Origin of the sequence: Lutibacter agarilyticus, from assembly GCF_900188235.1 — a bacterium.
Classification (GTDB): Bacteria; Bacteroidota; Bacteroidia; order Flavobacteriales; family Flavobacteriaceae; genus Lutibacter; species Lutibacter agarilyticus.
Genome location: NZ_FZNT01000003.1, coordinates 469,850 through 491,936 on the forward strand (window position 1 = coordinate 469,850; position 22,087 = coordinate 491,936).

The 22,087-nt window shown below is 31.2% G+C and carries 19 protein-coding genes; 16 read left to right on the forward strand and 3 right to left on the reverse strand.

Annotation, left to right across the window (positions count from 1 at the left end):
• Positions 1–9 precede the first annotated feature (9 nt).
• The 4 genes from CHB67_RS07100 (at position 10) to porT (ending at position 3,790) form a co-directional block, all read left to right on the forward strand.
• Positions 10–1,353 (forward strand): OmpP1/FadL family transporter, encoded by a 1,344-nt coding sequence (locus CHB67_RS07100; RefSeq protein ID WP_089381049.1) that lies wholly within the window; start codon positions 10–12, stop codon positions 1,351–1,353.
• Between the two features lie 108 nt (positions 1,354–1,461).
• Positions 1,462–2,352, forward strand: a complete 891-nt coding sequence (locus CHB67_RS07105) for a NifU family protein (RefSeq protein WP_089381050.1) — start codon at positions 1,462–1,464, stop codon at positions 2,350–2,352.
• A 7-nt stretch (positions 2,353–2,359) separates the two neighbouring features.
• Complete coding sequence (ubiE, locus tag CHB67_RS07110; RefSeq protein WP_089381051.1) at positions 2,360–3,088, forward strand: bifunctional demethylmenaquinone methyltransferase/2-methoxy-6-polyprenyl-1,4-benzoquinol methylase UbiE; 729 nt, start codon at positions 2,360–2,362, stop codon at positions 3,086–3,088.
• A 3-nt stretch (positions 3,089–3,091) separates the two neighbouring features.
• Positions 3,092–3,790, forward strand: coding sequence for a type IX secretion/gliding motility protein PorT/SprT (gene porT, locus CHB67_RS07115; RefSeq protein ID WP_089381052.1), 699 nt, complete (start codon positions 3,092–3,094; stop codon positions 3,788–3,790).
• Here the strand turns inward: porT and CHB67_RS07120 are convergent.
• A complete protein-coding gene (locus CHB67_RS07120; protein WP_089381053.1) occupies positions 3,787–4,515 on the reverse strand; it encodes a TrmH family RNA methyltransferase in 729 nt (242 codons plus the stop codon). The two genes, porT and CHB67_RS07120, sit on opposite strands and share 4 nt — an antisense overlap.
• Before the next feature lie 78 nt (positions 4,516–4,593).
• On the opposite strand from CHB67_RS07120, the gene tamL reads away from it, so the two are divergent.
• The 3 genes from tamL (at position 4,594) to accD (ending at position 9,217) form a co-directional block, all read left to right on the forward strand.
• On the forward strand, positions 4,594–7,065 hold the full coding sequence (gene tamL / locus CHB67_RS07125; protein WP_176461231.1) for a translocation and assembly module lipoprotein TamL: 2,472 nt from the start codon (positions 4,594–4,596) through the stop codon (positions 7,063–7,065).
• Positions 7,066–7,183: 118 nt separating this feature from the next.
• Positions 7,184–8,251 carry a class II fructose-bisphosphate aldolase gene (gene fbaA / locus CHB67_RS07130; RefSeq protein ID WP_089381055.1) on the forward strand — a complete coding sequence of 356 codons (1,068 nt, stop codon included), beginning with the start codon at positions 7,184–7,186 and terminating at the stop codon, positions 8,249–8,251.
• A 105-nt stretch (positions 8,252–8,356) separates the two neighbouring features.
• On the forward strand, positions 8,357–9,217 hold the full coding sequence (accD, locus tag CHB67_RS07135) for an acetyl-CoA carboxylase, carboxyltransferase subunit beta (protein WP_089381056.1): 861 nt from the start codon (positions 8,357–8,359) through the stop codon (positions 9,215–9,217).
• A 68-nt stretch (positions 9,218–9,285) separates the two neighbouring features.
• Here the strand turns inward: accD and CHB67_RS07140 are convergent, their stop codons facing one another.
• Positions 9,286–10,140, reverse strand: coding sequence for a hypothetical protein (locus CHB67_RS07140; RefSeq protein WP_089381057.1), 855 nt, complete (start codon positions 10,138–10,140; stop codon positions 9,286–9,288).
• A gap of 213 nt (positions 10,141–10,353) precedes the next feature.
• Here CHB67_RS07140 and rpsO point away from each other — a divergent pair, with 213 nt between their 5' ends.
• From rpsO to rpe, 4 genes are all read left to right on the forward strand, one after another.
• Positions 10,354–10,623, forward strand: a complete 270-nt coding sequence (rpsO, locus tag CHB67_RS07145) for a 30S ribosomal protein S15 (protein WP_089381058.1) — start codon at positions 10,354–10,356, stop codon at positions 10,621–10,623.
• A gap of 141 nt (positions 10,624–10,764) precedes the next feature.
• The gene (locus CHB67_RS07150) at positions 10,765–12,987 is read left to right on the forward strand and encodes a polyribonucleotide nucleotidyltransferase (RefSeq protein ID WP_089381059.1); all 2,223 of its coding nucleotides are present in this window, start codon (positions 10,765–10,767) and stop codon (positions 12,985–12,987) included.
• A 158-nt stretch (positions 12,988–13,145) separates the two neighbouring features.
• Positions 13,146–14,009 (forward strand): sigma-70 family RNA polymerase sigma factor, encoded by an 864-nt coding sequence (locus tag CHB67_RS07155; protein WP_089381060.1) that lies wholly within the window; start codon positions 13,146–13,148, stop codon positions 14,007–14,009.
• Between the two features lie 103 nt (positions 14,010–14,112).
• On the forward strand, positions 14,113–14,772 hold the full coding sequence (gene rpe, locus CHB67_RS07160) for a ribulose-phosphate 3-epimerase (RefSeq protein ID WP_089381061.1): 660 nt from the start codon (positions 14,113–14,115) through the stop codon (positions 14,770–14,772).
• Here the strand turns inward: rpe and CHB67_RS07165 are convergent.
• Positions 14,769–15,209: a CBS domain-containing protein gene (locus CHB67_RS07165; RefSeq protein ID WP_089381124.1), complete on the reverse strand. Its 441-nt coding sequence runs from the start codon at positions 15,207–15,209 to the stop codon at positions 14,769–14,771. The genes rpe and CHB67_RS07165 overlap by 4 nt on opposite strands.
• A 213-nt stretch (positions 15,210–15,422) precedes the next feature.
• Here CHB67_RS07165 and CHB67_RS07170 point away from each other — a divergent pair, with 213 nt between their 5' ends.
• The 5 genes from CHB67_RS07170 to CHB67_RS07190 are packed head-to-tail and all read left to right on the forward strand — an operon-like array spanning position 15,423 to position 22,087.
• A complete protein-coding gene (locus tag CHB67_RS07170; RefSeq protein ID WP_089381062.1) occupies positions 15,423–16,568 on the forward strand; it encodes a glycoside hydrolase family 26 protein in 1,146 nt (381 codons plus the stop codon).
• Positions 16,565–18,403, forward strand: coding sequence for a sodium:solute symporter family protein (locus CHB67_RS07175; protein WP_089381063.1), 1,839 nt, complete (start codon positions 16,565–16,567; stop codon positions 18,401–18,403). Before CHB67_RS07170 ends, CHB67_RS07175 begins: the two co-directional genes overlap by 4 nt.
• Positions 18,404–18,408: 5 nt before the next feature.
• Positions 18,409–19,578, forward strand: coding sequence for a glycoside hydrolase family 130 protein (locus CHB67_RS07180; protein WP_089381064.1), 1,170 nt, complete (start codon positions 18,409–18,411; stop codon positions 19,576–19,578).
• Positions 19,578–20,759, forward strand: a complete 1,182-nt coding sequence (locus CHB67_RS07185) for an AGE family epimerase/isomerase (RefSeq protein WP_089381065.1) — start codon at positions 19,578–19,580, stop codon at positions 20,757–20,759. The genes CHB67_RS07180 and CHB67_RS07185 overlap by 1 nt, the downstream gene beginning before the upstream one ends.
• 17 nt (positions 20,760–20,776) lie before the next feature.
• Positions 20,777–22,087, forward strand: coding sequence for a glycoside hydrolase 5 family protein (locus tag CHB67_RS07190; protein WP_089381066.1), 1,311 nt, complete (start codon positions 20,777–20,779; stop codon positions 22,085–22,087).

Here is a 22,087-nt window from a genome sequence, read left to right on the forward strand (position 1 = left end):
TTAATTATTATGAAAAAAATATTTATTGCTATTGTATTATTTTCTGGGCTTATTGCAAAAGCGCAAACAGTAGGTTATAACGATATTGGAGTGTTATTTGCTAACGAAAGTAAAACTGGAACTGCACGTTTTAATGCTATGAGTGGTGCATTTGGTAGTTTAGGAGGTGATCTTTCGGCGATTAGTATAAACCCTGCTGGTGCAGCTGTTTTTTTAAAAAGCCAAATTGCATTTTCTATTGATTTTGATAATATTGATACTGAAGCCAACTATTACGGAGCCAATACCTATAGCTCGTATGACAATGTAAACTTTTCTCAAGCAGGTGGGGTTTTTGTATTTAGAAATAATTATGGAAACAACGGTGGCTGGGGACGTGTTGCTTTTGCCTTTGATTACACAAAAATTAAAGATTTTAATAATTTTTGGTTTGTAGAAGGAAATAGTAATTATCCAACTTACATTTACGATCCAAATGATGAAAACTTCTTATATCTAAATTCAGATGGGCAATATTTTGAAAACGCTACAAGTGGAGAAAATAATAAATACAATTTTACTGTGGCTGCAGAATATAACAACAAACTGTATTTAGGAGCTTCTTTTACAACATACAATATCAACTTTAATCAACGTGTTTTATTAGAAGAATATAATTATGCTGATAATAATGATTATTTAGACGCTTCATTATTTCAAAAACTGAGCACTTTTGGAAATGGATATTCCTTTAATTTTGGTATTATAGGTAAGCCCTCAAAAAATGTACGTTTAGGTTTAGCTTACCAATCTCCTGTTTGGTATAATTTAGGGGAAGATTATTTAGATTATGACGAAGAAATTTACGTAAGTAATGTTGATGAGTTATACACATACAACTCTGGCGTAAGCAGGTTTTATTACAACTTAAGAACACCAAGCAAATACACAGGAAGTTTTGCGTATATTTTTGATAAATACGGGTTATTTAGTATTGATTATGTATATCGAGACTATTCAAACATAACATTAACAAACGGTCCTTTTAATGAAGAAAACCAAAATTTCAACAGAGATTTAAGAGGTACCAATGAAGTTCGCTTGGGAACAGAGTGGAGATTAGATAATTTCTCATTAAGAGGTGGTTATCATTTTGAACAAAACCCTTATAAAAATGCCATTTCATCAGACAATAAAGATGGTTATTCATTTGGTATAGGCTATAATTTTGGAGCTGTAAAAATAGATCTGTCTTACCAACAAGATTCTCAAACCGGCGCTTATGATTATTACCCTCAATACAACGAAATTGACCCTGTAAATTTAGATTTCAAAATTTCTAAGTTTACCGCATCAATGGTAATAGGAATTTAATTTTTCTTTAAAATATAATGAAAAACGCCTCAAATTTGAGGCGTTTTTGAATTTACACTAAACATACCTTAATATGTTTTAGTACTTTTGCACAAATAAAATAAAAAAATGGACAGAATTTCTTTAAAAATAGAAACAACAAGAACTGATACAATTCTGAAATTTACTGCTAACAATGTTTTAACAAGTGGTAGTCATCAGTACAATAATATAGATGAAGCAAAAAACTCACCTTTAGCACAACAACTTTTTCATTTACCGTTTGTAAAAAGAGTGTTGTTTTCTGCTAACTTTATTGCTTTAGAACGTTTTTCAATAGTTGAATGGAATGATGTTCAGGAAGAAGTAAAAGAGCAGTTAGAAAATTATTTAAACAGTGGAGACCCTATAGTAATTGAAGATCATATTCAAAAAAAGGTACCGGTTGAAGTTTATGCTGAAGTAACACCAAATCCTTCAGTTTTAAAATTTGTTGCCAATAAAAAATTAGTTGATGTAGATTTTGAATTCAAAAGTGTTGACGAAGCAAAAGATGCACCTTTAGCTATTGAATTATACAATTTCCCATTTGTAAAAGAAATATTTATTTCTGAAAACTATGTTTCAATTACAAAATCTGATATTGTTGAGTGGGGAGATATAACTGTTGAAATTAGAAGTTTTATCAAAGAATTTATTGCCAACGGAAAAACCATTGCCGTAGCCTCTGAAAACAATATTCAACCAACAAATGAAACTTATAACCCTGAAGATTTAGATGAAGTTTCACAACAAATTATTAGTATTTTAGATGAATATATTAAACCTGCAGTTGCTGCTGATGGTGGAAATATTTTATTTAACTCGTACAATGTTGAAACAAAGATTGTAAATGTTGTTTTACAAGGTGCTTGTAGTGGCTGTCCTTCATCAACCGTTACATTAAAAAATGGAATTGAAAATATGCTAAAACAACTAATTCCTGGTAAAATTGAAGGAGTTGTAGCCGTTAATTACTAAATTATTTATGAGCAAAAAAGTAACTCCTTATAAAAATTCTGAAGAAGGAAAAAAAGAACAGGTTACCAAAATGTTTGATACAATTTCTAAAGAATACGACAATTTAAATCGTGTTATTTCTTTTGGAATTGATATAAAATGGCGCAATAAAGTTGTTGAAATTGTAGGTAATACAGCACCTGAAACAGTATTAGATATTGCTACAGGAACAGGAGATTTAGCCATAAGTTTAACTAAAACTTCAGCAAAAAAAATTGTAGGATTAGACATTTCTGACGGAATGTTAGAAGTTGGACGTACTAAAATAAATAAACTTCAGTTGAACAATAAAATTGAAATGGTACTTGCCGATTCTGAAGAACTACCTTTAGAAGCTAATTCTTTTGATGCTATTACAGTTGCTTTTGGGGTTCGTAATTTTGAAAATTTAGAAAAAGGATTAGGTGAAATTTATAGAGTATTAAAACCTGGTGGTACTTTTGTTGTTTTAGAAACTTCTGTGCCAACAAAAACACCTTACAAACAAGGATATCGTTTTTATTCAACAAAAATATTACCAACCATTGGCCGTGTTTTTTCAAAAGACAAAGTTGCTTACAAATATTTATCAGATTCTGCTGCTTCTTTTCCTTATGGAGAAGCTTTCAACAATATTTTACAAAAAACGGGGTTTATAGCTATAGAAAACAAACCACAAACTTTTGGTGTTGCTACAATTTATATAGCAAAAAAATAACTTATGAAAAAAATATTTATAGCTCTTACACTAATTATACTTTCTGTTAATTACAGTATTGCTCAAAAAAGAGATGTTGTTGAATACCAACAAAATTGGGACAAACAAAAAGTTTTTTGGGGTTATTATTTAGGGTTAAATATGAAAAGTTATAAAATATCTTATTTAACTGATGTAAATACTTTTGTGAATGTTACACCTGCTGTTGGGTTTAATGTTGGCTTAATTGGGGATTACAGATTGCATAAAAATATTAATTTACGATTAGAACCAGGACTTTCAAGTAACACGAAGGAATTAGCCTTTACTCATATTCCCGGAGGCCCAAGAGATAGCATACGTAAAGTTAATTCTACCTATTTACGTGTTCCTTTATTAATCAAATTGAATACGGACAGATACAACAACATTAGACCTTATATTATAGGTGGTGTTTCATACGACTATAATTTCTCAAGTAATGAGGATAACCCTGATGACAATTACGATGGAGAATTTAGAATGAAAAAAAATAACTTTACCTATGAGATGGGATTAGGTATCGACATTTATTTGCCATACTTTATCTTTTCACCTTCTGTAAGAGGTATTTTTGCGATAAATGATGAATTGGTAAGAGACAAAAACACCAACAGTCCTTGGACTGGAAATGTTGATTATTTTGGAACAAGAGGTATTTTCTTAAAAATGGCTTTTCATTAAAATTGTCGTTTAAACTCGCTTAATAAAATTGCCGTTGCAGTTGCAACATTTAAACTTTCAGTTAATTGCATTGCTCCAAATCTTGGTATTGAAATTGATGAATCTATCACTTCTAAAATTGGTTTGCTAATTCCGTTTGCTTCATTACCCATTACTAAAATAGCGTTTGCTGGCAAATTACTTTTATACACATTTTCACCATCCATTAAAGCTGCATATTTAGGAAGCTGAGATGCTTTTAAATAGGTTAACAAATCGGTATAAACAATTGAAACCCTAGTTAAAGACCCCATTGAAGCCATTACCACTTTAGCATTGTAGCAATCAACCGTATTTTTTGAACAAATTAACTGGGTGACGCCAAACCAATCACAAAGCCTAATAATTGCACCTAAATTCCCGGGATCGTTAATCTCATCAAGCGCCACAAAAAAGCCTTCATTTTGCAAAGTAGCTTCCACAGGAATTTTAAATAAAGCTAACACATTGTTAGGCGACTTTAATGTGCTTATTTTTTTTAATGCTAACTCGGAAATTTCAGTAACGTTTTCAAGAGCGCTATAGCTCGAAAAATCTACACAAAACAAAGAATTCAACTTAAAATTAGCGTTTAAAAACTCACTTACAACCTTTGTCCCTTCAGCCACAAATAAACCATGTTTTGTTCGGTACTTTTTTTGCTGTAAACTCGTTATTAATTTTAGTTGACTTTTGCTTAAACTCATAAATTTATTTATAAATAATTGTAATTGGGTAATACCTTGAAAAGTTTTACATTTGAAACAAATTTAAACTCTTATTTATTGAAAAACAATTTTATAATATTAATAATCATATTAAGTATAACTTTTAGTTTTTCAGCTTGTAACGCCGTAAAGTATGTTCCTGAAAATGAACATTTATTGGTTAAAAATTCGGTAACTGTAAACAATAAAAAAAATGTTGACAGCGAAATATCTGATTATATTGTTCAACGACCTAATCAACCTGTTCTTGGTTTTCCGCTTCAGCTTCATATTCACAACTTAGGTAATAAAGATTTTGATACTGATTTTGAAAATTGGAAGTCTGAATATCCTAAAAGATACAATTTCACTTCTACCCTATTTTCAGACAAGCAAGCAAGGGGGCTTCGTAAATTTAAATACGACGGAAATCAATGGTTACTAAAAAGTGGCGAAGAACCTGTAATTTTAGATAAGAAAAAAACGAAGCAAACGATTGATAACTTAATACAGCATTACAATAATGAAGGTTATTTTAAAGCAACTGTTAAACCCGTTGAAACTGAAATTAAAAACAAAAGAATTAAAGTTAACTATGAAATTGAAACAGGGAAACCCTATTTATTAGACAGTGTTAGAACCGATATTACATCAACCGTTCTCGATTCTATTTACAATACTTCAAAAGAAGCTTCATTAATAAAAAAAGGAAATCAATTTAAATTATCATCGTTTGTTGCTGAGCAAAATAGATTAACAAACCTTTTCAGAAATTCTGGAGTATATCGTTTTAATAAGAACGCCATTAACTTTGAAGCTGATTCTTCAAATTATAAAGCAAGTATAGAATTATTAATTAGTGACAGTATTGCTAATATTCCTTTCAAAATTCAGAAAATTAAAAACGTAAAAATTTATGCTGATTATTCTTTTCAAGCAAAAGATGAGCCAATAACTGATACTATCAACGCTAACGGTTATCAATTTTTATCAAAAAATAAATTACGCTACAAACCCAAGCATTTATTAAATGCCATTTTTATTGAACCAACTGACTTTTACAATGATGATGCAAGAGAATTGTCGAGAAAAAGTTTACGAAGCCTAAATAACTTTAGATCGGTTGATATAAAATATACCGAATTAGAAAATGATGACTTAGAAGCATCTATTTATTTAACACCTCTAAAAAAATACGGAATTGGATTAAATACTGAACTAACACACTCAAATGTTAGACAACTAGGTATGCTAGCTAAAGTTTCATTTTCAAATAGAAATATTTTTAAAGGTGCAGAAACTTTAAAATTTTCGATACAAGGGTCGTTTATTGATTCTAAAGATGCTGCAGAAAACGATAGGTTGCTAAACGCTTGGGAAATAGGTGCTGATATTTTATTAGAATTTCCTAGATTTTTATCACCATTTAAATACAATAAGCTTTTAGCAAAAGGAAAATCGCCCAAAACAACATTTACTTTAGGTACAAGTTTGCAAAAAAATATTGGTCTAGATAAACAACGTTTTACAGGTATTGTTGATTATAATTGGGAAGCTTCAAAAAAAATTAAACACAGTTTACAAATATTAAATGCGCAATACATTAAAAACTTAAATCCAGACCAATACTTCTATGTATATTCTTATGAATATGGTCAATTACAGGACATTCAAGAGCAATATTTTCCAGATTATATTTTAACTGAAGACAATGCATTAGAATTTATTGATGAAAACATAACTCCTGAATTTGAAGAAATTGATCCTGACGCCTACGAAACAGCTATAAATATTGAGTCGAGGTATTATATAATTACTGAAAATGCATTTGTACCATCAATAGCGTATACCTTTACATACAACAATAGAGAAAACTTCAAGGACAATAACTTTTCATTTTTTAGAGCTAGAATTGCTTCTGCGGGTCTTCTTACAACTGCCATAATTCAGAAAAAAGATTCAAACAATGTAAAAAACCTTATTAACACCCCTATTTCTCAATACATTAGAGCCGATTTAGAGTATAAAAAATTCTGGGAGTTAAATGTTGAAAATGTTTTAGCCTTTAGAGCCTTTGCAGGTGTTGCCATACCTTATGGAAACTCAGAAACCATTCCGTTTAGCAGAAGTTATTTTATAGGTGGTGCAAATGATTTACGTGCCTGGAAAGTATATGATTTAGGTCCAGGAAAAAGCAGTACTGGCCTAGAATACAATGTAGGAAACCTAAAATTATTAACAAGTTTAGAATATCGATTTGAAATTTTAAACAGTATAAAAGGAGCGCTATTTATAGATGCGGGAAATATTTGGGATATTACCAACTCTGATTTAAATCCACCAGAAGCAAAATTCACCGGGTTTGAATCCTTTAAAGATATTGGTGTTGGCTCAGGATTTGGAATTAGATACGATTTAAGTTTTATATTAATACGCTTAGATTTTGGCTTTAAAACGTACGAACCTTATATTGAAGAAGGCAGTAAATGGTTACAAAACTATAACTTTAGCAGTGCTGTTTATAATTTTGGTATTAGTTATCCTTTTTAAATTAAATGTCTAAAAACTATTACGATTTCGCTTTTTTTGCCATCTAAAACTACGTTAATCTTAAATATTTGATTAATTTTGCTCAAAACCTATCAATAATAATAATACTTAAAATATTATGAATCATACTATTAAGCCAGGAGTAGCAACAGGAAGCCAGGTTCAAGAAATTTTCAAATTAGCAAAAGCTAAAAATTTCGCTTTACCAGCTGTAAATGTTATCGGCTCAAACACAATTAATACTGTTTTAGAAACAGCTAAAGAATTGAATTCTCCAGTAATTATCCAATTTTCAAATGGTGGAGCACAATTTAATGCAGGAAAAGGATTATCAAACGAAGGTCAAAAAGCTGCCATAGCAGGAGGTGTTGCAGGAGCAAAACACATTCACACATTAGCTGATGCTTATGGTGTGCCAGTTATTTTACATACTGACCACGCAGCAAAAAAATTATTACCTTGGATTGACGGTTTATTAGATGCAAGTGAAAAACACTTTACTGAAACTGGTTCTCCATTATTTAGCTCTCATATGATTGATTTATCTGAAGAGCCTTTAGAAGAAAACATTGAAATTTGTAAAACTTATTTAGCTCGTATGGCTAAAATGGGTATGACTTTAGAAATAGAGTTAGGTATTACAGGTGGTGAAGAAGATGGTGTTGACAATTCTGATGTTGATGTATCTAAATTATACACACAACCTGAAGAAGTAGCTTACGCATACAATGAATTGAAGAAAGTAAGTGACAACTTTACAATTGCTGCTTCATTTGGAAATGTACATGGTGTTTATAAACCAGGAAATGTGAAATTAACTCCAAAAATCTTAGACAATTCTCAAAAATATATTGAAAAAGAAAACGGAACTGAAGCAAACCCTGTAGATTTTGTATTCCACGGTGGTTCAGGTTCTTCTTTAGAAGAAATTAGAGAAGCTATTGGTTACGGTGTTATTAAAATGAACATTGATACTGATTTACAATTTGCTTTTACTGAAGGAATTAGAGATTATATGAATGACAAAATTGAGTACTTAAGAACTCAAATTGGAAATCCTGAAGGAGCAGATTCACCAAACAAAAAATACTACGATCCTCGTGGATGGTTACGTAAAGGTGAAGAAACTTTTAAAGCTCGTTTAACTGAAGCTTTTAAAGATTTAAATTGTGTAGACGTACTATAAATCATACACTTATATATCAAAAAAAATAAAGAGAACATAATTTTATATGTTCTCTTTATTTTTTTTAGTAATTTGCACCACAATTTTCAACTAAAATAAAATATTATGTCATCTTGGTTTAAAAGGAAAGATAAAGGAATTCAAACTCCCACAGAGGATAAAAAAGATGTTCCAAAAGGTTTATGGTATAAAACACCTAGTGGAAAAATTGTTGATACTGACGAATTAAAAGAAAACTATTATGTGAGTCCAGAAGATGGTTACCACGTAAAAATAGGAAGTGCCGAGTATTTTGAAATTCTTTTTGATGATAACATATTTGAAGAATTTGATAAAGACATGGTATCTAAAGATCCTTTAAAATTCACAGACACAAAAAAATACACTGACAGGTTAAAACAAGCCTATGCTAAAACAAACTTAAATGATGCTGTACGAACAGCAGTAGGAAAATCTCTAGGAAAAGACCTAGTGGTTGCTGCTATGGATTTTGCATTTATTGGTGGCTCTATGGGTAGTGTTGTTGGTGAAAAAATTTGTCGTGCCATTGATTATGCAATGAAAAACAAATTACCTTTTGTAATGATTTCAAAATCAGGTGGAGCAAGAATGATGGAGGCTTCATTATCATTAATGCAATTGGTAAAAACATCGGTAAAACTAGCGCAATTAGCTGAAACAAAACTACCTTATATTTCTTTATGTACAGACCCAACAACTGGAGGTACAACTGCTTCTTATGCTATGCTTGGTGATGTAAATTTTGCTGAACCTAACGCGTTGGTTGCTTTTGCAGGGCCTAGAGTTGTAAAAGATACTACAGGAAAAGATTTACCTGAAGGATTTCAACGTTCAGAATTTGTGCTAGAACACGGTTTTTTAGATAGAATTATTGAGCGTAAAAACTTAAAACAAGAAATTAATTTATATATAGATTTAATTCAGAACCTTCCAATTAGAAGTTAAAATAATTATCTAACATAAAAAAAGCGAGCTAAATGCTCGCTTTTTTATGTATTAAACTTAGGCCATTATTACCTTTTTCTTTTTCTTAAAACAATTTCAATTTCTTTACCAGTATCTGTTGTAAATATAGCAACATTATCACAAGTACCGTCACCAAAATTTAATACACCCGATCTATTATTTTTTTGTTTTTCAATAGTACCACTAACAATAAACCTACAAGCCGTTTTACGAATTAAAGGCTCAATAATTGTAGCAGACATAACATTTCCATTTTTAAAAGTTGTATTCCAACTTCCTGTAATCGAAAAAACATTATCGCCCCAATTACTTTTGGTTTCATAACCTCCTATAAGTGTTCTAACTTTTTCTCCTTTTCTAGTAATAAATTCTCCGTCAGGCCAAATAACTTTAATATCAAACATACGGGTGTGTTCTCTTAGTCCGTTTTCGTTTTCTTTTATTTTTGAAACCTCATTAGTTCCTTCAATTTTTAAATCGTTATAGTAAAAATCATCATATGAATATATAATAGTTATTGTTTTAGCTTCAATATCTTTTATATATTCCATCATAATTTTACCACTTAAAACTACATTTTGAAAAGGTAATGTACAATCACTTCCAAAATCTAAAGTTACAATTGTTGTTTCTCCTTCAGTTACTCTAGTTTTAATCATACAACTTAAATAAGGATTTTTATCTCCCTCAGACTTTCCAGCAACAGAAGCATCAATTGACCCCCATAGGTCATCAACTAAACTATCAACATCATTTAATACATCATCAGCTTCTACTGTGGTAATGGTATCTTCTTCTGAAATTGGCTCTACATCATTAATAGCTTCACTATTTTCACAGCTTGTAAAAATAAATGTAATTGCAACAAAAATCATTAATAATTTTAATCCTGAATTTTTCATTTTGGTTGTGGGTTTTAATTAATTAAATAGTTAACATTGAATATGTTGTTATATTGTCTTAGACCTTAAACTTTTGTTAAAGTTTAATTTAGAAAGCAAAAAAGTTCTCTTTATAATTAATTGTCAATCAAAATAATAAATAGTATATTTGCCGACCGGTAGCTGCAACTGCACTAACCATACATAAAAATTATTAAATAAATTAATGTTAGCATGTACTTAACAAAAGAAAAAAAAGCAGAAATTTTTGCTAAACACGGAGAATCAGCAACAAACACTGGATCTTCAGAAGGACAAATTGCCTTATTTACTTTCAGAATTAACCACTTAACAGAGCACTTAAAAAGAAATCGTAAAGATTACAATACTGAGCGTTCTTTAGTAAAATTAGTTGGTAAAAGGAGAAACTTACTAGATTATCTAATTAAAACGGACATTGTAAGATACCGTGAGATAATTAAAGAATTAGGAATAAGAAAATAATTTCATTCAGAAAAAGAGGCAAATTTTGCCTCTTTTTTTTTGAAAATTCTTATTATAAAGAAAGCTTAAATTAAACTTTTCATTGGAAAACACACAACACAACAACAACCAATTGTTTAATTAAAATTTAAAAAATTATTTATGATACCTAAGGTACATACACAAACTATTGAATTAGGAGATGGAAGAACCATTTCAATTGAAACAGGAAAATTAGCAAAACAAGCGCACGGTTCCGTGGTTGTACAAATGGGGAAAGCTATGTTGCTTTGTACAGTAGTTTCTAACTACAAACAAAGTGATGTTGATTTTTTACCATTAACAGTTGACTACAGAGAAAAATTTGCTGCTGCAGGTCGTTATCCAGGTGGTTTCTTTAAAAGAGAAGCAAGACCTACGGATGCTGAGGTGTTAACAATGCGTTTAGTGGATAGAGTTTTACGTCCATTATTCCCAAAAGATTACCACGCTGAAACACAGGTAATGATTCAGTTAATGAGTTCTGATGAAGATGTAATGCCAGATGCTTTAGCTGGTTTAGCAGCTTCAACTGCTATTCAATTAAGTGATATTCCTTTTGAAACTCCAATTTCTGAAGTTAGAGTTGCAAGAGTAAATGGTGAATTTATCATCAATCCAAGTAGAGAATTATTAGAACAAGCTGACATTGATATGACTATTGGTGCATCTGCAGATTCTGTAATGATGGTTGAAGGTGAAATGGATGAATGTAGCGAAGAAGAAATGGCTGAAGCTATTAAATTTGCACATGAAGCTATCAAAGTACAATGTGCTGCACAAGTTGCATTAGCAGCATCTTTTGGTAAAAAAGAAACGCGTACTTATGAGCCTGAAGAAGAAAATGAAGAATTAGCTACAAGAATTCACGATGCAGCATACCAAAAATGTTACGACATCGCTAAAAAAGGGACTTCTAAACAAGAAAGAAGTACTGCTTTTGAAGAAGTAAAAGAAGAAATAAAAGCTTCATTTACTGAAGAAGAAGTTGCTGAATTTGGAGGCATGATTGGAAAATATTTCAATAAAGCACAAAAAACAGCAGTTCGTGAATTAACATTAAGCGAAGGTTTACGTTTAGACGGAAGAAAAACTACAGATATTAGACCTATTTGGTGTGAAGTAGATTACTTACCATCAACGCACGGTTCATCAATATTTACTCGTGGAGAAACTCAAGCATTAGCAACAGTTACTTTAGGAACATCTAGAGAAGCAAACCAAATAGATATGCCAACTTACCAAGGTGAGGAAACATTCTATTTACATTATAATTTCCCTCCTTTCTGTACAGGTGAAGCAAGACCTTTAAGAGGTACTTCACGTAGAGAAGTTGGACACGGAAATTTAGCGCAACGTGCGTTAAAAGGAATGATTCCTGACAATTGTCCTTATACTGTAAGAGTTGTATCTGAAGTATTAGAATCTAATGGATCATCTTCAATGGCAACTGTTTGTGCTGGTACAATGGCATTAATGGATGCTGGTGTTCAAATGAAAAAACCTGTTTCAGGTATTGCTATGGGATTAATTTCTGATGGTGATCGTTATGCTGTATTAAGTGATATTTTAGGTGATGAAGATCATTTAGGCGATATGGACTTTAAAGTTACAGGAACTGCTGACGGTATTACTGCTTGTCAAATGGATATTAAAGTAAAAGGATTATCATACGAAATTTTAGTGAATGCATTAAAACAAGCTCGTGATGGTCGTTTACACATTTTAGGAAAAATAACTGATACAATAGCACAACCTGGTGCAGATGTAAAAGCACATGCTCCAAAAATGGTTTCAAGAAGAATTCCTAATGAATTTATTGGTGCATTAATTGGACCTGGAGGAAAAGTTATTCAGGAAATGCAGAAAGAAACTGGTTGTACAATTGTTATCAATGAAGATCCAATAACTGAAGAAGGTATTGTTGAAATTTTAGGAACTGATCAAAATGGTATTGATGCTGTATTAGCTAAAATTGATTCTTTATTATTCAAACCTCAAGTTGGAAGTGTTTATGAAGTGAAAGTAATTAAAATGTTAGATTTTGGTGCTGTAGTTGAGTATACTGAAGCTCCTGGTAACGAAGTTTTATTACACATTTCTGAATTAGCTTGGGCACGTACTGAGAACGTAACTGACGTTGTTAATATGGGTGATGTTTTTGATGTAAAATACTTCGGAAAAGATCCAAAAACTCGTAAAGACAAAGTATCTAGAAAAGCTTTATTACCAAAGCCTGAAGGTTTTGTTGAAAGACCTCCAAGAGATAATAATAGAGGACGTGACAACCGTGGAAGAGATAACCGTGGTGGTGATAGAGATAGAAAACCAAGATCAAGAGATTAATTCTTGATACATATTTTTAAAAAGCTCCTCAATTTGAGGAGCTTTTTTGTTAAAAGACGTTAATAAATTACAATAAGTTATTTTTTTTGTAACATTTTTAGAAATACAACGTATATATAATGTAGCACATATAAAAATCAAAAATATTTTAATTTTACATGAGACAACTTAAAATTACCAAGCAGGTTACAAATAGAGAAACTGCATCATTAGATAAATACTTACAAGAAATAGGAAAGGTAGATTTAATTACTGCCGAAATGGAAGTTGAATTAGCACAACGAATTAAAGCAGGTGATCAAGTTGCTTTAGAACGTTTAACAAAAGCTAATTTACGTTTTGTTGTTTCTGTTGCTAAACAATATCAAAATCAAGGATTAACATTACCCGATTTAATTAATGAAGGAAATTTAGGTTTAATTAAAGCTGCAAAACGTTTTGATGAAACTCGTGGTTTCAAATTTATCTCTTACGCTGTATGGTGGATTCGTCAATCAATTTTACAAGCATTAGCTGAACAATCTCGTATTGTACGTTTGCCTTTAAACAAAATTGGTTCTATCAACAAAATCAATAAAATGTATGCATTTTTAGAGCAAGAGAATGAAAGACCTCCTTCTGCTGAAGAAATTGCAAAAAAATTAGATATGACTGTGAATGATGTAAAAGAGTCTATGAAAAACTCTGGTCGTCACGTATCTATGGATGCTCCTTTAATTGAAGGTGAAGATTCTAACTTATATGATGTATTAAACACAGGAGAATCTCCAAATCCAGATAGAGCTTTATTACATGAATCATTAAAAGTTGAAATTGAACGTGCTTTAGAAACTTTAACACCTAGAGAAGCTGATGTTGTTCAACTATACTTTGGCTTAGGTGATACGCACCCAATGACTCTAGAAGAAATTGGTGAAACATTTGATTTAACACGTGAACGTGTTCGTCAAATTAAAGAAAAAGCAATTAGAAGGTTAAAACATACATCGAGAAGTAAAATATTAAAAACTTATTTAGGTTAAGATTTAGCTTACTTTTTTGATACTGAATAAAAAACGCTCGAAAATTCGAGCGTTTTTCTTTTTTAAATGTATTTTTGCAAAAACTAAACTAAAAAAAACAAAAATGACTAAATATATAGCTCCTTCTATGTTAGCTGCCGATTTTGGCAATTTACAACGTGATATTGAAATGGTTAACAACAGTGAAGCTGACTGGTTTCATATTGATGTAATGGACGGTGTTTTTGTTCCAAACATTTCTTATGGAATGCCCGTAATTAGCGCCATTAAAAAGCATGCTACTAAAACAATGGATGTTCATTTAATGATTGTTGATCCAGACAGATATATTGAAGATTTCAAAAAAGTAGGTGCAGATATTTTAACAGTACATTATGAAGCTTGTACACATTTACACAGAACGCTTCAGGCTATAAAAGCTGCCGGAATGAAAGCCGGAGTTTCCTTAAACCCACACACACCTGCAGCTGTTTTAGAAGACGTAATTAAAGACATTGATGTTGTTTTAATTATGAGTGTAAACCCTGGTTTTGGCGGACAAAGTTTTATTGAAAACACTTATAAAAAAGTACAACAATTAAAAGCACTTATTGAATTTTCAGAAGCTGAGACGCTTATTGAAGTTGATGGTGGTGTTACCAACCAAAACATAGAACAATTATTAGAAGCGGGAGTTGATGCTTTTGTTGCAGGTAGTTTTGTATTTAAAAGCGAAAACCCTACAGAAACAATTAAAGAACTTAAAAACTTAGTTTCTTTTTAAGTCGCTAATTCGTCTAACTCATATTGATCTAATAAATATTTCAACAAATCAGTTGTTGTTACTATACCTACAAGTATATCGTTTTCAACAACGGGCAAGGCATGAAATTCATTTTTAGCCAAAATTTCAACAACTGATTTTACAGTAATACTCGAATTTACTTTCACAATATTCTTCACCATTAATTGTTGAATGCTTAACATATTATATATAGCATTATCAACTTCCACTTCGTGTGAATCATACGAATCTAAAAAACTTATTCTTTTTAAATCCGAATAACTTAGTATTCCAATAATATGCTCTTCTTCAACAATTGGAATATGCCGAATATGGTGTTTTTTAAATAGCTTTTCGGCTTTATACAAATCATCAGACAAGCTTAAGGTAATAAGCTCTCTGGTCATAATTTTAGATATGGGTTCCAGACGCTTCATAATCATGCTTTTATAATTATTCTAAAGTTCGAAAAAAGTAATCACTATTTGTATGACTAAAATCAGTTGTACTTTAATTTTTTAAGGGAATACATATAAAGTATTCAATATTAATACATTTAAATAATGTAATTATATTTTAATATTTTGACAAAATAATACTACCTCCAACGAATAGTTATAGCTAAATTTGAAAAACAAATTTGTTCAAAAATGAGTAATTCATTACAAAATCACCTAAAAATAGTTTTCTTAGTTTTAGTTATTACCCTTCAATCTTGTAATACTATTCAAAAAAAAGAAAATACAACTACTAATTTTGTAGACAAAAACGCTTCTGAAAGTGTAAAAATATTATATAACAAACTTGAAGCAATTACTGAAAAAGGATTTGCTGTTGGACATCAAGACGACACTTCTTACGGACTTGGTTGGAATCATAAAGATAATCCTTCAAACATAAAAAGTGATGTTGAAATTGTTACCGGTGACTTTCCGGCTGTTTTTGGTTTTGATTTAGGTTGGATTGAAATTAACAAATCTTATAACTTAGATACCGTTCCTTTTAATTCAATGAAAGATTTAATTATTGACGCGCATAAAAGAGGAGGAATTATTACCATAAGCTGGCATTTAAACAACCCTGTTACTGGTGGAAGCTCTTGGGATAAAACACCTGCAGTACCTGCAATTTTAAAAGGAGGAAGTGAAAGAGAAAAATATGAACTATGGGTTGCTAGAACTGCTGATTTTTTAAGTACTCTAAAATACAACGGTGAAGATATCCCTGTAATATTTAGACCATTTCACGAAATGAATGGTTCTTGGTTTTGGTGGGGAGGTGAAAATTGTACCCCTAAAGATTATAGCATACTTTGGAAAGAAACTGTTGAATTATTAAGAGATAAACATAAACTTCATAATTTACTATACGCATACTCTCCAAATAAATTAAATCCTGGTGATAAATATTTAGACTATTATCCCGGTGATGACTATGTAGATATTTTAGGGATGGATATTTATGACTTTAATAATTCTGAAGAATACATGAATGCTGTAGTTCATGATTTAGCAATTGTTAAAGAAGTAGCTATTAAAAAAAATAAATTATTTGCTTTCACTGAAACCGGATTAGAATCTCTTCAAACTGAAAATTGGTTTACTAAAGTATTATACCCTGCTATTGAAAATACCGGAATAAGCTGGGTGTTAACTTGGCGAAATTACGATACAAAACATCATTACATGCCTTACAAAGGACAATTAAACGAACAAGATTTTATTCAATTTAAAAACCTTCCAAAAACACTATTTTTAGAAGACATTAATCAACTAGACAATAAATTAACCAAATGAAATTATTACACACTGCAGATATTTTAATTATTTTAATGTATTTAGTTACCATTATTGTAATTGGACTAGTACTTAGAAAAAGAGCACAAAAAAGTAAAGATGATTATTTATTAGGAGGGAAATCAATTCCTTGGTATATGTTAGGCCTTTCTAACGCCTCAGGAATGTTTGATATTTCTGGTACTATTTGGCTAGTAACATTAATGTTTGTATACGGAATTAAAAGTGCTTGGATACCTTGGCTGTGGCCCGTATTTAACCAAGTGTTTTTAATGGTCTATTTATCAAAATGGCTTCGTAGATCAAACGCAACAACAGGAGCTGAATGGATTGGCACTCGTTTTGGTTTTAAAAAAGGTGCCAAACTTTCACACATTGTAGTAGTAGTTTTTGCTTTAATTATGTGTCTTGGATATTTAGCTTACGGGTTTATTGGCTTAGGTAAATTTGTTGAAATATTTATTCCTTGGGAAGTAGTAAGCAACTATATTCCTTTTACTGTTACTCCAGAATATGTTCCTCATTTTTATGGAATTATTTTCACTTGTTTTGCTGTATTTTATTCTTTACTAGGAGGAATGTCAGGTATTGTTTGGGCTGATGTTGTTCAGTTTGCAATTATGACTATAGCTGCTTTAATTATTGGCTATTTAGGCTTTCAAGCTGTAGGAACTCACCTATTAGATGTTCCTGAAGGGTGGATGAGCCCAACATTTGGATGGAAGTTAGATTTAGATTGGGGTACTATTATTCCTGAAGTAAACGATAAAATTAGAGAAGATGGCTTTGGACTATTTACAATTTTCTTTATGATGATGGTTTTTAAAGGTGTTTTAGTGAGTTTGGCAGGACCTGCGCCAACGTATGATATGCAAAAAATATTGTCTACAAAAACTGCTGCTGACGCTTCAAAAATGAGTGGATTTGTATCGGTAGTTTTAATGCCAATACGTTATTTAATGATTGCTGGTTTTGCGGCCTTAGCTTTAATTTATTACGAAAAACTAGACCTTTTAAATTCAACAGGAAATATTGATTTTGAATTGATATTACCAACAGCTATTAAAGAATTTGTTCCGGTTGGATTGTTAGGTTTATTATTAGCTGGTTTAATTGCCGCATTTATGTCAACTTTTGCAGGAACTTTAAACGCTGCTCAAGCCTATTTAGTAAATGATATTTATTTAAAATATAAAAACCCAAACGCTAGTAACATTCAAATTAAGAACATGAATTACCTTACAGGTATTGTTGTTGTACTAGTAAGTATTGTATTAGGTATTTTTGCTAAAGATGTAAACTCTGTTTTACAATGGATTGTTTCTGTATTATACGGAAGTTACGTAGGTGCCAATATCTTAAAATGGTACTGGTGGAGGTTTAATGGCGAAGGATTTTTCTGGGGAATGGCTGCTGGTTTAGTTTCCGCAGGTATTGTTCCTGAACTATTTCCTGACGTTTTAGGACTTTACTTATTTCCGGTTATTTTAGTTATTTCATTAATTGGAAGTATTGTTGGAACCTACAGTGCTCCACCTACTGAAGAAGCTGTTTTAAAAGATTTTTATAAAAACGTACGTCCTTGGGGCTTTTGGAAACCAATTAGCGATAAATTAATTACTGAAGATCCTACAATTAAACCAAACAACGATTTTGGAATTGATATGTTTAATGTGTTTATTGGTATTGTAGCGCAAACTGTGTTGGTTATTATTCCTATGTACATTATTTTTAGACAAACCACGCCAATATATATATCACTAGCTATACTAGTTGTTTGTCTTGTATTATTGAAAAAATTCTGGTGGAATACTCTAGATAAAAAATTAGATTAGGCATTATGAAAAAACATTCTATTAAAAACATACAAAAACGTTTTGCAAAATTAATCAGTAAAAAAAATAAAAAATCGAAGTGTTCTAATGGAATTTACACACGCTATAAAAATCCTATTTTAACTGCTGAACATACACCTATTGAGTGGAGGTACGATTTGAACCCTGAAACAAATCCACACTTACTAGAGCGAATTGGCATGAATGCTACTTTTAACGCTGGTGCTTTAAAATGGAATAACAAATATATTTTATGTGTTCGGGTTGAAGGTGCCGATCGTAAATCATTTTTTGCAATTGCCGAAAGCTCTAACGGAATAGACAACTTTAAATTTTGGGATAAACCTTGTGTAATCCCTCAAATCGAAGGAAATCCAGATACAAATGTGTACGACATGCGTTTAATTCAGCATGAAGACGGTTGGATTTACGGTATATTTTGTACCGAACGAAAAGATACAAATGCACCAAAAACTGATACAAGTTCGGCTACTGCAAATGCAGGAATCGTACGCACAAAAGATTTGATAAATTGGGAACGTTTACCCGATTTAGTTTCTAATTCTGGGCAACAGAGAAATGTTGTTTTACATCCTGAATTTGTAAACGGAAAATATGCGTTATATACACGTCCGCAGGATGGATTTATTGACATTGGTAATGGTGGAGGCATTGGATTTGGGTATGTGACTGACATGCAAAATCCCATTGTAAAAGAAGAAACTATTATTAATAATAAAGTATACCACACCGTATATGAACTAAAAAACGGTTTAGGGCCAGCGCCAATTAAAACAAAAGAAGGTTGGTTACATTTAGCGCACGGTGTTAGAAACACAGCTGCTGGATTGCGCTATGTTTTATATATGTTTATGACCGATTTAGAAGATCTAACCAAAGTAATTCATCAACCTGCAGGGTATTTTATGGCTCCTAACTACAAAGAAACATTGGGAGATGTTTCTAATGTGTTGTTTTCAAATGGTTGGATTGAAGATGCTGATGGAACTATTTATATATATTATGCTTCTTCTGATACCAGAATGCACGTTGCTGTTTCTTCTGTAGAAAAATTAGTTGATTATGTAATGCATAGTCCTGAAGATACGTTTACTTCACAAGGGTCCGTTCAAACAATTATAGATTTAGTTGAAAGAAACCAAAATTGTAAATAATGCATGCAATAGCTGAAAAAATATCGGTTGTATTAACTACAGAACTTGAAAATATTTTAAACTACTGGAGCAAAAATTCAATAGACGAAATAAATGATGGTTTTATTGGAGAACGAGATCATTTCAATAAAATAGTTCCAAATGCAACAAAAGGAATTATTTTAAATTCCAGAATTTTATGGTCTTTTTCTGCAGCATCAAACCACTATAAAACCGACAAATACACCACTATTTGTAAACGTTCTTATAATTATTTAGAAACTTTTTTTAAAGATGAACTATATGGCGGCGTTTATTGGGAATTAACTTCGGAAGGAACCCCAATTAACAAACGAAAACAAGTGTATGCACAAGCATTTATGATTTATGCCTTGTCTGAATATTATCAGTTTTCAAAAAATAATGATGCCCTTGATTGGGCTATTGAAATTTATAATTTAATTGAAATACATGCAAACGATCAAAATTACAAAGGCTATATTGAAGCTTTTAATGAAGATTGGTCGGTAATTAAAGATATGCGTTTGAGTGATAAAGATGCTAATGAAGCAAAAACTATGAATACGCATTTACATATTTTAGAAGCGTATACAAACTTATATAAAGTATATAAAAACGAATCTTTAAAAAAGAAATTAGATGATTTAATCCATCTTTTTTTAGATAAATTTTTAACCAATAAAAATCATCTCAATTTATTTTTTGATGAAAAATGGAATTTAAAGAGCAATATTGTTTCATATGGCCATGATATTGAAACTGCTTGGCTCCTAATTGAAGCTGCCAAAGTTATTAATAACAACGAATTATTGTTAAAAACTAACAACACGGCGGTTTTAATTGCTGAAACTTTTATAAAAGAAGGTGTTGATGTAGACGGAGGTGTTTACAATGAATACAATCCAACAACAAATAAATTAGATGGAGACAAACATTGGTGGCCACAAGCAGAAGCATTGGTTGGTTTAAATTACGCTTATAAAATTTCAAAAAACGAGGCTTTTTTAAATGTTTCAAAAAGCATCTTAAATTTTCTTCAACACCACATTATAGACCACACAAATGGTGAATGGTTTTGGCGCGTTGATAAAAACCAAGAATTATACACAACCGATTATAAAATGGGAATGTGGAAAGCTCCTTACCATAATTCAAGAGCGTGTATGCTACTCAGTAAATAAATTCAAAATTGTATTTAATGAAACTATTTCACCCCCTTATCCTTCTATTTTTAGTCATTTTTATTTCCTGTAAAGAAGCTTCAAAAAATGAAGCTAATACTAAAGTCAAACTAATTACCGTAAAAAACGGACAGTTCTACAAAGGCGAAAACCCTTATTATTTTATAGGAGCCAATTATTGGTACGGGCCATTAATTGCCGCAAAAAATGGTGGTGATAGGGAACGATTAATAAAGGAATTAGATTTAATGAAAAGTATAGGTATTGATAACCTTAGGATTTTAGTTGGTGCTGAAGGTGATGGTGGCGATTCTCGTGTACATCCTGCTTTGCAATACGAACAAGGAAAATACAACGAAGATTTATTAGATGGCTTAGATTTTTTATTGACTGAAATGCGCAAAAGAAATATGTATGCCGTACTTTATTTAAACAATAATTGGATTTGGTCTGGAGGAATGTCTCAATATTTAGAGTGGAATGGTTATGGAACCGTTCCTAATCCGTTTTTAGAGCAATATACATGGGATGAATACATGAATTACACCAAACAATTTCATAGTTGTGAGCCATGTAAAGAAGCTTTTTACAAACACGTGAAATTTATTATGGGCAGAACAAATTCTTACACAGGATTAAAATACACAACCGACAATGTTATTATGTCTTGGCAAGTTGCTAACGAACCAAGAGTTTTAATGACGCCTGAACACGAAGCCGCTTTTTCCAATTGGCTAAATGAAACTGTTGATTTAATTGAATCTCTAGACGCTATTCATTTAATTTCAACAGGTGCAGAAGGAAAAGCTAGTTATTTACAAGATATTGAAATGTACAAACGATTACATTCAAACAAAAACATAGACTATTTAACAATGCATATGTGGCCTAAAAACTGGGGTTGGTATGATATTAACAACGAAGCCTTAACAACGCTAGAATCTATTGAAAAGGCCAATAACTATATGAATGAGCACATTCTTATAGCACAGCAATTAAATAAACCTATAGTAATGTCTGAATTTGGATTTCCTCGTGAAAAAGAAAGTTTATCTCCAACAGCTTCTATTCAAAATAGAAATACTTTTTACAAAGCTATTTTTGAAAGAATTTCTGAAAGCAAAAAAGAACAAGGTAATTTGGCCGGACTTAATTTTTGGGGATTTGCTGGTTATGCCAAAACAAATCCTGAAAACGGAAAATGGCAACCTAGCGATGATTTTACAGCAGATCCGCCGCAAGAACCACAAGGATTAAATTCTGTATTCGCCTCTGACGTTTCAACGTTAGAACTCATAAAAAAAGCAAGCCTAAAATTAAATAAGTAA